At 42.2% G+C, this 16,007-nt stretch carries 15 protein-coding genes; 1 reads left to right on the forward strand and 14 read right to left on the reverse strand.

All coding sequences use genetic code 11. The annotated features are described in order from the left end of the window. Positions 1 to 151 precede the first annotated feature (151 nt). On the reverse strand, positions 152 to 1,522 hold the full coding sequence (gene rlmD / locus J7J00_RS05020; RefSeq protein WP_214788151.1) for a 23S rRNA (uracil(1939)-C(5))-methyltransferase RlmD: 1,371 nt from the start codon (positions 1,520 to 1,522) through the stop codon (positions 152 to 154). Positions 1,523 to 1,711: 189 nt separating this feature from the next. On the opposite strand from rlmD, the gene J7J00_RS05025 reads away from it, so the two are divergent. Further along, positions 1,712 to 1,930, forward strand: a complete 219-nt coding sequence (locus tag J7J00_RS05025) for a hypothetical protein (protein WP_076372766.1) — start codon at positions 1,712 to 1,714, stop codon at positions 1,928 to 1,930. Between the two features lie 44 nt (positions 1,931 to 1,974). On the opposite strand, the gene J7J00_RS05030 is transcribed toward J7J00_RS05025, so the two are convergent. The 13 genes from J7J00_RS05030 to pcrA all read right to left on the reverse strand — a co-directional run bounded on the left by J7J00_RS05030 (position 1,975) and on the right by pcrA (position 15,975). Continuing rightward, a complete protein-coding gene (locus tag J7J00_RS05030; RefSeq protein WP_214788154.1) occupies positions 1,975 to 2,550 on the reverse strand; it encodes a GNAT family N-acetyltransferase in 576 nt (191 codons plus the stop codon). 62 nt (positions 2,551 to 2,612) lie between these two features. Further along, positions 2,613 to 3,527 carry a diacylglycerol kinase gene (locus J7J00_RS05035; protein ID WP_098370377.1) on the reverse strand — a complete coding sequence of 305 codons (915 nt, stop codon included), beginning with the start codon at positions 3,525 to 3,527 and terminating at the stop codon, positions 2,613 to 2,615. A gap of 182 nt (positions 3,528 to 3,709) precedes the next feature. Next, positions 3,710 to 4,357, reverse strand: coding sequence for a hypothetical protein (locus J7J00_RS05040; protein WP_214788157.1), 648 nt, complete (start codon positions 4,355 to 4,357; stop codon positions 3,710 to 3,712). Between the two features lie 29 nt (positions 4,358 to 4,386). After that, a complete protein-coding gene (locus J7J00_RS05045; protein WP_214788160.1) occupies positions 4,387 to 4,635 on the reverse strand; it encodes a LiaF transmembrane domain-containing protein in 249 nt (82 codons plus the stop codon). Then, positions 4,632 to 5,702: a hypothetical protein gene (locus J7J00_RS05050; RefSeq protein WP_214788163.1), complete on the reverse strand. Its 1,071-nt coding sequence runs from the start codon at positions 5,700 to 5,702 to the stop codon at positions 4,632 to 4,634. The genes J7J00_RS05045 and J7J00_RS05050 overlap by 4 nt, the downstream gene beginning before the upstream one ends. Next, positions 5,695 to 6,168 (reverse strand): hypothetical protein, encoded by a 474-nt coding sequence (locus tag J7J00_RS05055; protein ID WP_214788166.1) that lies wholly within the window; start codon positions 6,166 to 6,168, stop codon positions 5,695 to 5,697. The genes J7J00_RS05050 and J7J00_RS05055 overlap by 8 nt, the downstream gene beginning before the upstream one ends. Then, positions 6,165 to 6,707, reverse strand: a complete 543-nt coding sequence (locus J7J00_RS05060; protein ID WP_309487134.1) for a sigma-70 family RNA polymerase sigma factor — start codon at positions 6,705 to 6,707, stop codon at positions 6,165 to 6,167. Before J7J00_RS05060 ends, J7J00_RS05055 begins: the two co-directional genes overlap by 4 nt. Before the next feature lie 167 nt (positions 6,708 to 6,874). Next, positions 6,875 to 8,302, reverse strand: coding sequence for an Asp-tRNA(Asn)/Glu-tRNA(Gln) amidotransferase subunit GatB (gatB, locus tag J7J00_RS05065; RefSeq protein WP_214788173.1), 1,428 nt, complete (start codon positions 8,300 to 8,302; stop codon positions 6,875 to 6,877). 12 nt (positions 8,303 to 8,314) lie between these two features. After that, positions 8,315 to 9,775, reverse strand: coding sequence for an Asp-tRNA(Asn)/Glu-tRNA(Gln) amidotransferase subunit GatA (gene gatA / locus J7J00_RS05070; protein ID WP_214788176.1), 1,461 nt, complete (start codon positions 9,773 to 9,775; stop codon positions 8,315 to 8,317). A gap of 12 nt (positions 9,776 to 9,787) precedes the next feature. Next, a complete protein-coding gene (gatC, locus tag J7J00_RS05075; RefSeq protein WP_076372748.1) occupies positions 9,788 to 10,078 on the reverse strand; it encodes an Asp-tRNA(Asn)/Glu-tRNA(Gln) amidotransferase subunit GatC in 291 nt (96 codons plus the stop codon). Between the two features lie 359 nt (positions 10,079 to 10,437). Further along, positions 10,438 to 11,607, reverse strand: a complete 1,170-nt coding sequence (locus J7J00_RS05080; RefSeq protein ID WP_214788179.1) for a CamS family sex pheromone protein — start codon at positions 11,605 to 11,607, stop codon at positions 10,438 to 10,440. Positions 11,608 to 11,618: 11 nt separating this feature from the next. Then, entirely contained in the window at positions 11,619 to 13,625 is a 2,007-nt protein-coding gene (gene ligA, locus J7J00_RS05085) for an NAD-dependent DNA ligase LigA (protein WP_214788183.1), read from the reverse strand. Positions 13,626 to 13,728: 103 nt separating this feature from the next. Further along, entirely contained in the window at positions 13,729 to 15,975 is a 2,247-nt protein-coding gene (pcrA, locus tag J7J00_RS05090) for a DNA helicase PcrA (RefSeq protein ID WP_144529660.1), read from the reverse strand. Between the last annotated feature and the right edge of the window lie 32 nt (positions 15,976 to 16,007).

The following is a 16,007-nucleotide window of genomic DNA, read 5'->3' on the forward strand; positions in this document are numbered from 1 at the left end:
GTGTGCGAGGCTCCTGCTTAGAAAAGCGCGTCTGGGGGAGACTCCCTGACCGCCCGCGGAAGGCAAGTGCCTGAAGAGGAAATCAACGTCCAAATTGTACAAGCCATAAAAAAACTGTAGGGCCCGGTCATCTAGACCGGGCCCCATTCCATCATTTCAACTCTAATAACACTACATTTTCAACATGTGTCGTCATTGGGAACATATCGACAGGCTGGATATCAACTGCTTTATATCCGCCTTCTTCCAAGATATGAAGATCACGCGCCAGAGTGCCCGGGTTGCATGATACGTATACGACTTTGTTTGGCTTCATCTCGATGATCGTATTCAGAAGGGACTCTTCACAACCTTTGCGAGGAGGATCCACAACGATGACATCCGCAGTGTTGCCCTTTTGATACCATTCAGCAATAACGTTACCTGCATCGCCAACCATGAATTCTGCATTTGAGATATCATTCAATTCAGCGTTGCGGCGTGCATCTTCTATCGCCTCTTCGACCACTTCGACACCGATTACTTTTTTCGCTTTTTTAGCTAAAAATAAAGAGATGGTTCCAATGCCGCAATAGGCATCAATCACCGATTCTTCACCTGTCAGCCCTGCATAGTCAAGAGCTTTATCATAAAGGACTTTCGTTTGGTCTGGATTAATTTGGTAGAAGGATTTTGCTGATATCGCAAATTTCACATCACCGATCATATCATGAATCACTTCGTCGCCCCATAGTACAGTCATTTTATCGCCTAAGATAACATTCGTTTTCTTGGAATTCACGTTTTGAACGATGGATTTCACTTGTGGAAGACGTTCACCGATTTCCTTCACGATTGTTTCGATGAAAGGGATACTTTTCGTTCTTGTAACGAGAACGATCATTAATTCACCTGTTTGCTTGCCATAACGGGCCATGATGTGCCGCAATACACCTTTATGCGCCTCTTCATTGTATGCAGGGATACCAAGTTTACTGAAAATCTCTTTAACAACTTGAACGGATTCATTGATCACTTCATTTTGGATAATGCTTTCTTTTGTTTCAACAATTTCATGTGTCCGCGGTTTGAAGAACCCTGCTATTAGCTTGCCATCCTTTTCACCAACAGGCACTTGCGCTTTATTACGATAATGGGTCGGATTCTCCATCCCGATGATTGGATGAACCTTCACATCCTCAAGTTTCCCGATGCGTGTCATCACTTCACGCACTTGCTTTTCCTTGTATTCCAACTGTCCTTCATAGCTCATATGCTGCAGCTGACAACCACCGTATTTATGGTAATCCTCAGTCGTGACCTCAACCCGGTATGGACTGTTTTCGATAATCTCCATCAAGCGTCCGAAGCCATAACCCTTATTAGCTTTCATCACTTTAATTTTTGCTTTTTCACCTGGAAGGGCGCTCTGAACAAAGATCGGGTAGCCATCGACTTTAGCGACGCCAGCTCCTTCATGTGTTAAATCTTCAAATAAAACCTCTATAATATCATTTTTAGCAACTGGTGCTGTTTTTTTCATATCATCTTCTCTTTTCTTTTTTATGCTAGCCTGTATTTTACCACAATAGAGGCCTCGCCACAAAACCACTCACCAATTTACCCTGGTTTTCATAAAAATATAGTGGAAGGAATTTACGGATTTTTCAAGTTCCATGAATAAAAGTTCAATAAAAAATGAAAAATAAGGAAAAACAGATGAGGTGAGGAAATGGGTTTATTTAACTCTATATCGGCCTGGAATGCTACAAGGTTAGAAAAACACCGAGCAAGTATGGAGGAAAAAGGCCTCTGTCCGGATTGTTACGGACGTGGATACAGCTCCTTCGTACCTACGGAATATCATTTTTCCGATATACACGACTGTCCCGGCTGTAATGGCACAGGAGTTTACTCTGATTGGGCAGCCATGAACGGGCAGCAAATGTAATCGCATACAGTACCAAATTTCAAATGACTAAAAAGGACCTCCTGCTAAACAGGAGGTTCTTCTATTTCCTTCACCATATAGCGAAATTCATGGCCGCTAATCGAAATGGTTTTCATTTCCATATATCCTAATCTGCTATAGAGACGATTCGCCGCTTCATTTTCATTTTCAACGACTAAAGAAATTCTTGGATATCCCTTATGTTTAGCGTATCCCTCTACATATTGAATCAGGGCACTACCAATTCCTTTTCCTTGAAAATTCGGGTCAACGGACACAGTATCCAAATAAAAGTCTCTCATTTCCGCTTCCTTATCGAGCGTAACGCTTGGGTCTTTCATTTTCATCCTTAATTGCTTCACTATCGGTTCATCCAAACTTTCGGCATCCTTGCCATGGTAAGCAATGATCAATCCAGATACTTGTCCATCATGTTCACTGACAAGCGTATTTTCATAGCTGATTCGATTCCCACTTTTCCTGAACAAATCGGAAAGAACGGAAAGTATCCTTTCTTCTTCCGTTTCGCCTGTCAATACCTCTGCAATTTCCTTAATCGCTAACCGGGTCAATACGGCTGCCTTTTCAGCATCCTCCGGTGTTGCTTTCCTGATATACATGTTTGCAATTCTCCTTGCTTCATTAAACTGAAAAGGCCACCAGATTCAGTGGCCTTTTCAACCTATTTATTTGCCGGATCGTCCGGCAGTATTCCTTGCGGGATGAATACATCAAAATGGCGGTACTGATTTACGAATTCAGCTGGGGCCATCCCGCCAAATTCCCCATCCAAGTTAAGCATCATGTCATTTTTGGCATGTACTTTAATTCGATTGGCTTTTTCATAAATGACGTTTTTATCATGGATATGTTCACCGCGCATTGCCAATGTTGCGACACGGACAATATCAGCGAGGTTTGCCTTTTTCAAAATAAGCAACGTGAACATCCCATCATTCAAAGAGGCGTCAGGAGCCAGTTTCTCGAAGCCGCCGACCGAATTCGTATTAGCCACCAAGAAAAGCATGATCTCTCCTTCAAAAAGCTTTCCATCATATTCAATAGACACTTCCGTCGGCTTTATTGAAGGAAGCATTTCAATTCCTTTAATATAATATGCTAGCTGACCAAGCATGGTTTTCAGCTTGATCGGCACGTCGTAGGTCAATTCGGTCAATCTGCCCCCGCCAGCAATATTGATGAAATATTTATCGTTCATTTTCCCAATATCCACCGGCATCGTATGCCCACCGGCAATAATTTCGGCTGCCCCTTCGATCGACTTCGGTAAATGCAGTGCCCGGGCGAAGTCATTGGTCGTTCCCGTCGGAATGATTCCTAGTTTCGGACGTTTCTCCGCAGTGGCCAGTCCATTAACAACCTCATAAATCGTACCGTCGCCCCCTGCTGCAATAACTATATCATAGCCGCGTTCAATCGCTATCTTAGCGGCTTTCGTCGCATCCCCGGCACCGGTCGTCGCATGTGCAGAAGCTTCATAACCAGCTTCTTCAAGTTTTGCTAGCACACCTGGCAGGCTCTTCTTAATGGCTTCCCGGCCCGAAGTCGGGTTGTAAATCAACCTTGCTCTTTTCATTTCCCATCATCCTTATACATATTGATTCCATAATTTACATCTTAATCCTTCATTACATGAAAAGCAATATTCGAAAAAAAGAGGACCGTATTTCGGTCCATACCTTTATATGCATTTTACTAGAAATCGTATCAGGGAAATTATAATGCTTTTTACAATTTTATTCTAGTAAATGATTTCGATCATGGATATTGAACATTCACGTTAAATGTATCGGTAACCGTTAAAGTATGTTTCCCTTTACCAATATTGAATATCCCATTCTTTTTAACAATACCTTCTTCACTTGTTTCTTCTTTCACTTCAGTCATCTTCCAGCTATTCTCAGGACCTTCAAGTTCCTCGACCCCTCTAGCATCTATCTTGATATCACTATTATCCTGAAGGAATACACTTAGATTTCCGCTATCCTTCACACTCCAGTCATTCAAGAGTTTTCTAGGCTTCAAGACAAGATCGGTACTTTTTCCGTCTATCTCCACTGCCAACTCAGCAGGGATTATAAGAGTTGCCTTAAGATTCTTTGTCCCACTGTCCAAAAGTCCATTTTGAATCGGCAAATCCTTGAAGCTAATATAAAGCGTATCACCTTTTCTCTCAACGAGTAAATAATCTTCAGCCTTCTTCAACAAAGAATCAGTATCTTTCATTACCCGCTCACCATATGTACCAAAAACGGAAACTTCTCCGTCATTACCACTTTCAATAGTCAATGGGTATGTACCAGAGTCCAGGACAACTCTCTGTATGCCTTTCCCTGCCTTTTGATTGAAACCAGGCAAATTGACCGTTTTCTCTTCACTATTCACGGTAGCCCTTACTTGATCCATCAATCCGCTTGATGTTAGCAGAATTAAAACTATTCCCGTGTTCCAAGCAATCCCACGAAAAGAATGCTAAGAATATCATACTTTACAAAAGAACTTTCTTTTCTCGAAAAATAAATATAGAAGAGAATCTCTGCACCCAAGATTATGAACAGCAACGGCCACCATGATAGCAGAATCGTCGTCAAATTCATATCCGCAATTTGGGAAACCAATAAAACCAAACCCAAACCAACCAGGGAAATCCCCATTGAAATCGTTCCGACTCTCCATGTTCTCATTTTGTCTCCTCCTTGGCTCTCCCTTTTTTACTTCCCGACATCAGTTTGATTCCCCCGCCTATAAGAAGGATGCATACAAGAACTTTTTGAAAATAATCTCTAAACCAGTATTCCAAGTTGCTTCCAATCCATTCATCTAAATGAGGAGCAATGGCCGGGACGATTATATTACTGGCCAAGAAATAGATTCCAAGTCCCACCAACCCCAACCCTACCCATTTTTGATGATTGACCATTCCCGAAATGATGGGCGTATCTTCTACTTGACCCTCTTCCATTTTCGAAGCTTTTTGCAATCCATCAAAAAAACTATAAAACCAGATAATCGGAATAAGGAAAAAGAAGAAACCTAACCGGAGTAAATCCAGTATATAAATGGCGAATAAAAAGCCGGCCATCAATTGTATCCCACGTTTTTGCAGCCCCAAATATAAGTGACCTGCACCAGGGAAAATAGCGAATAAAGTCGCGACCGATTTACTCTTCTTCCCGGATTCCCGTCTCTCCTCGAAATCTTCCAAAACGGTTCGATCGATAAGCTCCTCACCTCTTTGCTTTTTATTCAGCTGTTGAACTGAATCAAAAAAGCTGTAAATCCAGATAACAGGCAATAGTGCCATGAAAATTAACAGACCTTCCATTTGTGTCATCAAACTGATGAATATCACCATGATGCCAAGGCCTAAAAAGCCGATGAGAAAAATAAGCCCACGGTTCATGAGGCCCAGCTGAAAATGCCCTAATCCAGGAACGAAGGAAAGGATGATTACATAAAATCTTTCCGCTTCCGGCTGATCTGTCATTCCCTCTACATCCTCTTCACTTTTAGGATTCCTCAGTGAGGTGACCACCAAATCAAATATACTGATGAAATAAAACACCATTCCAATAATGGGAAAAGCCAGAAACGCATCCGATTGACTGATCAAAGAAAGAAAAAGACCACCAAGCCCCAATCCAGCCGTGGCAAGAAAATAAAATAACCCTTTATATTTCCTTCCTAGGTAAAAATGTCCGAAACCTGGCAGAAAAGATAATAAAAAAGCTAATACCGGACTTTTATTCATTTCTAAACCCCTCCTTATTTTTCTTTTCGATAGTTTCCATCCAATTAAATGTTTTATCAATAAGTCCATCGGTTAAGGACTGTGCTTCCTTTTCACTGCTTGATTCCACAGAATCCACGTATTCTGTCAATGATTGAAATACTCCGCCTGCCATCAATAAGATCGTAAACCCGGCCGCAATCAGGTAATGTCTTGTTATCGTCCGAAGTGATTTCTCATTTCGGTGTTGCTTTTCCTCTTCAACAGAGCCGCCTTTCAATCGGCCAATCGAGTCCATGACAGGACCTGCTATATCAATATCAAATCCTTCAATGTCCTGACTGATTTCTTCTTTTTCCATCGCTTCCATATAGGCGGACAAACACTTGTCACAGGAGTATAGATGATTTTCATATTCAATTTTTAGAGCCTCTGGTATTTTATCTGCCAAATATGCAACCCATTCTGCTTCAGGAACATGATTCATGAAAAATCCTCCTCTTTCCAATGTTTTCTCATCCAATTTCTCGCCCGATATAGCTTTACCTCCACAGATTTCACTTGAATCTGCTGTTCCTCTGCAATTTGCTTGAAAGTTTTTTCCTTTATGTAATAGCCATATACAACATCCCGATATCCCTCTGGAAGGTCATTCAGCTTCCGTAATACTTGCTTTCGCCTTTCATTCCGAAAAAATATTGCCTCGACATCATCAGTTAAGCCCAAATTAGCTTCCGATGAATGTTCGTCCTGCAATTCTTCCTTTTGGCGTTCCCTTTTTCTCTTTAAATCGATTGCATGATTGACCGCAATTCGGGTAATCCAAGTTTTGAAACCTTGGTTTTTATATTGAGGAAGAGAAGTGTAGATTTTGATAAAGACTTCCTGGGTAACATCTTCTGCATCCTTTTGATTCCGCAAGACGGAAAAGACGGTTCTATAAACCGTCTGTTTATAAGTTTCAATCAACATTCGGAATGCATGATCATTCCCAGCCCTAACCTTCTCAACTAACTCATCCGTCACTTCTCTCCCTCCTTTCCTGTTAAACATTCATGTAATAGACGACACAAAAAGGAGTTACCCCTACAGATAACTCAAAAAAAAACAAAAATTATTTTCAAGCTTTTCACAGTGAACCTTTTTCTTAATCAAGAGAAAACCGTACCACTTTAAAAGTGATACGGTCAATATTAACGTTTATTGATTTCTTCCACCAAAATTTTATTAACAAGCTGTGGATTGGCTTGTCCTTTTGTCGCTTTCATGATCTGCCCGACAAGGAAGCCGATTGCTTTTTGTTTACCGGCCTTAAAATCTTCAATTGATTGCGGGTTATTATTCAATGCGTCTTCAACGGCTGTACGCAATGCGCCTTCATCGGAAATTTGGACTAGTCCCTTCTCCTTGACGATCGTTTCAGCATTTCCGCCGTTTTCAATTAATTCTTTGAAAACTTTTTTAGCGATTTTAGAAGAAATCGTACCATCTTCAATCAGCTTGATCATTCCAGCCAACGATTCAGCAGTCAATTTGACTTCATGCAGCTCTTTACCTTCTGCATTCAAGAAAGCTGAAACCTCACCCATGATCCAGTTAGATGCTAGTTTCGCATCCGCGCCTGAAGCGACTGTCGCTTCAAAGAAATCAGCACTTTCTTTCGTTACCGTTAAAACGGCTGCATCATATTCAGGTAAGCCAAATTCTTCGACATAACGTTTTTTCCGGGCATCCGGAAGTTCCGGAATCTCGGCAGCGATACGTGCTTTCCATTCTTCATCGATATGGATTGTCAATAAGTCAGGTTCCGGGAAGTAACGGTAATCATCGGAGCCTTCCTTAATTCGCATTAGTACCGTTCTGCCTGTAGCTTCGTCGAACCGGCGAGTTTCCTGTTCGATTATGCCGCCTTCATTCAAGATTTCCGCTTGTCGGATTTCTTCATGCTCCAATCCTTTGCGAACGAAGTTGAATGAGTTCAAGTTTTTCAATTCGGTTTTCGTACCGAATTCCTTTTGCCCGACAGGTTTCAAGGAAATGTTAGCATCACAGCGAAGTGAGCCTTCTTCCATTTTACAATCGGAAACGCCTGTGTATTGAATGATCGATTTCAACTTTTCCAGATAAGCATAAGCTTCTTCTGGGGAAGTGATATCCGGTTCAGATACGATTTCAACAAGTGGCGTACCTTGGCGGTTATAATCACAAAGTGAATAGTTCCCTTTATGTGTCAGCTTTCCGGCATCCTCTTCCATATGAATGCGGGTAATGCCAATTTTCTTTTTCTTGCCGCCCACTTCGATCTCAATCCAACCATGCTCACCGATCGGCTGATCGAACTGTGAAATTTGGTAGGCTTTAGGATTGTCCGGGTAAAAATAATTTTTCCGGTCGAATTTCGTAATTTCCGCCACTTCGCAATTCAGGGCAATTGCAGCCTTCATTGCAAAATCAACAGCCTTTTTATTGACGACAGGCAATACACCTGGGTAGCCTAGGTCGATTACAGTCGTGTTACTATTTGGAGCGGCACCAAAATGGTTTGGGCTCGCCGAGAAAATTTTAGAATCCGTTTTTAATTCTACGTGTACTTCTAGACCAATCACCGTTTCAAAGTCCATTTTTTTCACCCCTTACAGCTTAGGAAATTGTTTATGAAAATCTGTTGCTTGCTCAAATGCGTGAGCCGCGCGGTAAATCGTGCTTTCATCAAAATGCTTTCCAATCATTTGCAGTCCAAGCGGAAGCCCATTCGCTGCGAATCCACATGGCACGGATATACCCGGTACACCAGCAAGATTGACTGGAATCGTCAAGATATCATTTGCATACATCGTTAATGGATCGTCTACTTTCTCACCAATTTTAAATGCAGGCGTAGGTGTAGTCGGCCCAACGATGACATCGTATTTTTCAAACACATCTTCAAAGTCTTTTTTGATTAACGTACGTACTTTTTGAGCCTTTTTATAATAAGCATCATAATACCCGGAACTTAAGGAGAACGTTCCAAGCATGATACGGCGCTTCACTTCGTCACCGAATCCTTCTGCACGGGTTTGCTTATACATTTCTATAAGAGTTTCTGCATTATCTGTACGATGCCCGTAACGCACACCGTCAAAACGTGAAAGGTTAGCCGAAGCTTCAGATGAAGAAAGCAGATAATAAGCAGCTAAGGCATATTTGGAATGCGGCAAGGATACCTCTTCCCACTCAGCTCCAAGCCCCTCTAATACTTTTAACGCTTCAAGTACGGAATTACGTGCTTCTTCGCCAACGCCTTCACCAAGATATTCTTTAGGCACAGCTATTTTCAATCCTCTAACATCGCCTGTTAACGAATTCACAAAACTCGGTACGTCAACATTAGCAGAGGTCGAGTCCATTGGATCTACACCTGAAATCGCTTCAAGTAAATAGGCGTTGTCTTCAACCGTTCTTGTGACCGGCCCAATTTGGTCCAATGAAGACGCAAAAGCTACAAGTCCGAACCGGGAAACCCGTCCATATGTAGGCTTTAAGCCGACAACTCCACAATATGCCGCTGGTTGGCGGATCGAACCACCCGTATCGGAACCTAAAGAGAATAGGACTTCACCGGAAGCGACGGATGCAGCTGAACCACCCGAAGAACCGCCTGGCACATATTCCGTGTTCCATGGGTTGCGTGTTGCTTGAAATGCGGAGTTCTCATTAGAGGAACCCATCGCAAACTCATCCATATTCAATTTTCCGATCGTAACCGTTTCTTCCTTTTGTAGTTTTTGAACTACGGTTGCATCATAGATTGGATCAAAGTTCTCCAAAATTTTGCTCGCACAAGTCGTACGCAAATTTTTAGTGACAATATTATCCTTCACTCCGATTGGCATACCAAATAAAGCGCCTTCGTTCTCGCCTTTAACCAATTGATCATCCAATCGTTTTGCTTGACTGCGGGCGTTTTCTTCATCAAGTGTCAAAAATGCCTTCACCTTGTCCTCTACCTGTCCGATTCGATTATACGATTCGTTAACAAGATCAGTGACACTTATCTCTTTCTTATGTAAGCGTTCATGAAGCTCAGAAACCTTTTGTTCGAACAACGACATCATTGTCCCTCCTTATTCAATTATAGATGGTACACGGATATATCCTTCTTTGCTATCCGGTGCATTTTTAACTACTTCTTCTACTGGCAATCCTGGTTTTGCGACATCTTCGCGCATAACATTCTTCATATCCAAAACGTGAGAAGTCGGGTTTACTTGATCCGTATCAAGCTCATTCAACTGCTCCGCGAATGAAATCATTTGGTCAAGCTGATGCTGAAACTGTTGTGCTTCTTCTTCCGTAATGGCCAAACGTGCCAAATGGGCAACGTGTTTAACTTGTTCCATAGAAATACGTGACATTCTCTTCACCTCCGAAAAAATATCCAAATCGACTGAATTTCGTCGCTTTTCTCCATATAATCATCGTTTAAATCATATCAAACTATTGCACAGTAAAGCAACAAGAGATAGAATGTCGAAAATCAATTATTTCATAAGGAAAAAGAGATATTTTCCGGGAAATATGGGGAAGTTGCCGAAATTTCCGGGGAAATGACAATAAGGCCTTTAAAATTCGACAAATGTTCCCTTTATAATGCGTTTACTTCCTATTATATATTTTAGTTCCAGGTTAAAGGTTATTTTGAAATTCACAAAAAATAGATCGAAATTTTAAAGCGGTTCGCAAAAAAGATGAAGCCGCTAAGCTTCATCTTTTTTCATTCGTATATATGCACGGTTGGTTCGTCTTGATTTGCTTCACGGACTATGAGCGCTTCAGGTCCATTTACAGAGGTAATGGATACCTGTACGGCAATGTAGTTCGGGAAACGTTCCATTACAAGCCCGGCAACATATTGGGTAAAGCCGATCGCTTCCGAGTTCCCATAAAATTGAATGGGGATATCGATGTTCAGACTTTGCAATTGATCATCCATATAGAACGCCCTGCCGATGACTCCGTTAAAGTTAGGGAAGTATTCTTCGACATCTTCTTTAAAGTTCGTGAAAGTATTGACGTCATCACGGTATTTTTTTTCAGCACTAGCAGAAGGAAATAGGAAATACTCTTCATTCAAGTTCGTCCATTTTCCAATATTGTCAGAGTTTTTATCGATATTTGTATAGGAAATGAAATTCCCAGGGACTACTGAGGATTTTTCATTTTGCTCGAATAAGGCAATCGTAATTGGAACATTTTTCAGCTTGTCCATTTTACGCAGCCTTTTTAAGACTTCTGCAGCAATTTTCTCCCCTTCTTGCTTTAGCTTCTTACTATCGATTTTATTTTCATAGGTGGCACCGAATGCCTCTTTTTGATAGTAATGCACTGAATTCAAAGCAAGACCTATAACAACCCCGCCAAGCCTCACCGAATTATCCTTTGTTTTGACCAAGTAATTATGTTCTAAAATATGAGCAAGATAAATTGGATTTTCTTCATTCCGCTTATCAATGTCTCCTTTACCTGGATCAACCGGATTCAAGCCAAGGTTCTCCGAGGCCTTCATCTTCTTTTCTTTCAACTGACTATCGGTATATTTTCTGTTCAGCCAGGAAGATATCGTGGAACTATCCAGCATTTGCCCCTCTTGAAACAGATAATCTTCCGGGTCGAATTGGGTTTGGGCCAACCGCATCAATCCATTTTCGAATTCTTCAATGTCATATCGGGTATTTAGATTGGATACGACCAAACCGCGTGCTTTTGATGGTTCAAACGGTAGGATTGTTTGATAGTATTCTTCCGAAATTTTATACTTCGGAATAATTGCCGTTTCTTTTTTGTCTTTGGAGTCTTGAACTACCTCTTGCTTATCCTCAAAACTAGGCGCACATCCAGCAAGAAGCAGTATAAGAATCATCCCCAAAATAGAGTGTTTCCTCATAGCTACACCTCTTATTTATTTAGTTCCTCAATCAGTCTCTCTTCATCCCATACCATGACGCCTAGGCTTTCCGCTTTTTCCAGTTTGGAACCGGCATCTTCGCCAGCTATGACCAAATCGGTTTTCTTGCTGACACTTCCAGCAACGTTAGCTCCTAGAGCCTCTAATTTCTCTTTTGCTTCGTTACGTGTTAACTGATGCAATTTACCCGTTAAAACGACTGTTTTACCGGCAAAAGCGGAATCGATTTCTTCAATAGCAACAGCCCTTGGCCCTTTAAAAGTAAGGTTCACACCTGCTGCTTCCAATTCATTCAGTAATGCATGGACTTCATCCAACTCAAAATAGGCTACGATGGAATCGGCCATCTTATCACCTATTTCATTAATGGACGTTAGGTCTTCACGGCTCGCCTTGCTTAAGGCTTCCATCGTCCCGAACTCCCGTGCCAGTGTCTTGGCCGCTTTTGAACCAACATGGCGAATGCCCAGCCCGAATAGTAATTTTTCCAACGAGTTGGTTTTCGAAGCTTCGATTGCTTGAAGAAGTTTATTGACGGATTTATCCCCCATCCTTTCCAAAGCAATCAGTTGATCGTATGTAAGCTTATAAATATCAGCCACATCTTGTATGAGTTGTTCTTTAAACAACAAGCTAATCACTTTTTCACCAAGACTGTCTATATTCATTGCTGTACGGGAAACAAAGTGAATCAAGCCTTCCCTTATTTGTGCAGGACACTTCGGGTTGATGCAGCGTAAAGCAACCTCCCCTTCCAGCCGGACAAGTTCACTGCTGCATTCCGGGCACTCAGTTGGCATCTTAAACTCGACTTCTTCCCCTGTACGGCGCTCTGCCAGTACATTGACCACCTCTGGAATGATATCACCCGCTTTTTTCACGACCACTTGATCTCCGATTCTGATGTCCTTTTCACGGATTAAGTCTTCGTTATGAAGTGAAGCTCGCTGTACAGTCGTACCTGCTACCCGAACGGGATCCAAAACGGCGGTCGGAGTCAATACACCCGTACGGCCCACATTAAGCTCGATATCCCTTAGGGTTGTAATGACTTCTTCAGCTGGGAATTTATAAGCAATGGCCCATCGCGGACTTTTTGCAGTAAAACCTAATTCATCCTGCTGTTCAAGGGAATCGACCTTAACGACAATTCCATCAATATCATAGGCTAAGTTTGGACGTTGCTCCGTCCATTCTACTATATAAGCTATTACTTCCTCTATATTGGAGCATGTTTTTCTTTCCCGATTCGTCTTAAACCCGAGGCGATCCAATAAATCCAGACCTTCACTGTGGGAACGGACCCCTGTTTCCCCAAAATTGGCGATCGCATAAAGGAAAATATCCAAGTTCCGTTTTGCAGCGAGTTTTGGGTCAAGCTGCCTTAACGAACCGGCAGCCGCATTTCGTGGGTTTGCAAATGGTTCCTCACCGCGTTCTTCTTTTGCCTTGTTCAATGATTCGAATGATTTTTTTGGCATGAAGGCCTCACCGCGCACTTCTATGGCAACCGGCTCCCGCAACTTCAATGGAATCGACTTGATCGTTTTCAAATTAGCGGTAATATCTTCACCGATCGTTCCATCTCCACGAGTTGCCCCTCTTACGAAAAATCCATTCTCATATTGAAGAGTGACGGCAAGTCCATCAATTTTCAATTCACATACATAGGAAAAATCGTCACCTACAGATTGTCTCACCTTTCTGTCAAAATCCCGTAAGTCACTTTCATTGAAGGCATTGCCTAAACTAAGCATCGGTGTGGTATGCTCCACTTTTTCAAACATATCCAAAATGGCGCCACCGACCCGTTGTGTCGGTGAGTCCGCCGTTTGCAGCTCCGGAAATCCCTCCTCATACTCAATAAGTTCACGGAGTAGCCGATCATATTCAGCATCAGGTACTGATGGCTGGTCCATTACATAATATTCATAGCTGTATTGGTTCAATAATGTTTGCAGTTCTAGAACTTTCTTCTCTGCAGCTTGTAAGTCCATACGTTCAATCCTTTCTAAAGAAGAATCCACCGCACTTCTTTTAGAAGAGCGGTGTCTAAAGTCAGATATCCCTATTCTTTACCAGTAGAAGCATATTAATAGCTTATGCTTTTTCAACTGGTGCAAATTTCGCCAATAGGCGTTTGATGCCAATTGGACTTGGGAAGGCAATATCCAGTTCTTTCCCTTCCCCTTCCCCTTTTACGCTCACCACGGTTCCTATACCCCATTTTTTATGGGATGCACGGTCGCCGACAGCCCAGCCGATTTCTTCCCCGCCCGTTGCGGATGGTGCAGAAACAGCTCTTCCAAAGGCAGGCACTTTTCTTGTTGAAGCTGTTGAAGGAGAGCCGGTTCTTGAAGAACTGAAAGGTGTTTGCCTTGCCCTAGGAGCCGGTTTCGGTTTTAAATCTTCAAGTAGTTCCTCTGGTATTTCATTAATGAAACGTGAAACAGGATTCATGCTCGTCCGTCCATACAATGTCCGCATTTGGGCATTGCTTATGAATAGCTCATTTTCAGCCCTTGTAATTCCCACATAAGCCAGACGGCGTTCTTCTTCCATCTCCTCTTCATCCATAAGCGAGCGGCTGTGAGGGAAAACCCCTTCTTCAAGGCCCAACAGAAAGACCACCGGATATTCAAGTCCCTTCGCTGAATGCAGTGTCATCAACGTTACCGTATTTGTAGCTTCTTCGGAATTCTCATCAAGTTGGTCTATATCGGCAACCAACGCCAGGTCAGTCAAAAAGCCCACCAATGATTTGTCCTCACTGTTATCTTCGAATGCTTTCGTAACAGATAAAAACTCATCTATATTTTCAAGCCGGCTTTGAGATTCAATCGTTTTTTCCGCCTGCAGCATCTCACGGTAACCGGTTTTCTTAATGACTTCCTCCACAAGTTCCGTCACGGATAAGTATTCCTGCTGATTTGTATAGTTAGTGATCAGCGTATGGAATTCCCTTGCCGCTTTGGTAGCCTTCCCGCTTATCCCTACCATTTCGACGGATTCGAGGGCTTTATAGATGGAAACATCATATTGATCTGCATAATCTGCCACTTTGTCCATTGAAGTTGCACCAATTCCGCGTTTTGGTACATTGATTACACGGCGAAGACTGATGTCATCATCAGGATTCGCAATAAGGCGAAGATAGGCAAGTAAATCCTTAATCTCTTTACGATCATAGAACTTGGTGCCCCCGACTATTGCATAATTTATATTGGATTTAAGCAGAACTTCCTCCATGACACGTGATTGTGCATTTGTTCTGTAAAGTATTGCTATATCTGAATATTTCCTGCTGCCAGCCTGAACTAACTCATTTATTTTACCGGCTACAAATTGCGCTTCCCCTTGTTCATTGTCCGCACGGTAATAGAATATCTTATTGCCATCTGCGTTCTCGGTCCAAAGATTTTTCGGCTTCCGGTTTTGATTGTTATCGATGACCTTATTCGCCGCTTCAAGAATCTTTTTCGTCGAGCGGTAATTCTGTTCAAGGAAAATCATGTTGGCATTCGGGTAATCTTTTTCAAATGAAAGGATATTCGCAATATCCGCACCGCGCCAACGATAGATCGATTGATCGGAATCCCCGACAACACAGAGATTACGGAAGCGAGAAGCCAATAGTTTAACAAGCATGTATTGAGCCCTGTTCGTATCTTGGTACTCATCAACATGAATGTATTGAAATTTACGCTGATAATATTCAAGCACCTCAGGTACGAGCTGGAACAATTGAATCGTCATCATGATCAAATCATCGAAATCGAGCGCTGAATTTTTACGCAGCCGTTTTTGATATTCCGTATATACATCGGCAGTTACTTTAGTGAAGTAATCAGACGCCGTCTTCAGGTATTCTTCCGGCCCGACCAATTCATTTTTCGCTGAACTGATGCTACCCAAAATGGCACGGTAATCATATTTCTTTGTATCCATATTACGATCTTTCATGATTTGTTTTATGACCGATTGCTGATCCGTCGTATCCAATATCGAGAAGTTCCTATTAAAACCGATACGATCGATATCTCTTCGTAAAATGCGGACACACATCGAGTGGAAAGTCGAAATCCAGATATCTTCGGACGCACCGCCTAGTATGGCACGGATCCTCTCCTTCATCTCACGTGCCGCCTTGTTGGTGAACGTGATCGCAAGGATGTTCCAAGGCGCTATTTCCTTCTCGACCATCAAGTAAGCTATTCGGTGAGTCAGCACACGCGTCTTTCCACTTCCTGCCCCAGCCATGATTAAAAGTGGGCCATCAGTTGATTTCACTGCTTTTTGTTGCTGTTCATTCAAACCTATTAGTAATTTTTCCGCTAAATATTGCATTATCACACCACCTATACGAACATTCGTTTCTG

It is taken from the genome of Bacillus sp. ISL-4 (assembly GCF_018613275.1).
Classification (GTDB): Bacteria; Bacillota; Bacilli; order Bacillales; family DSM-1321; genus Peribacillus; species Peribacillus simplex_E.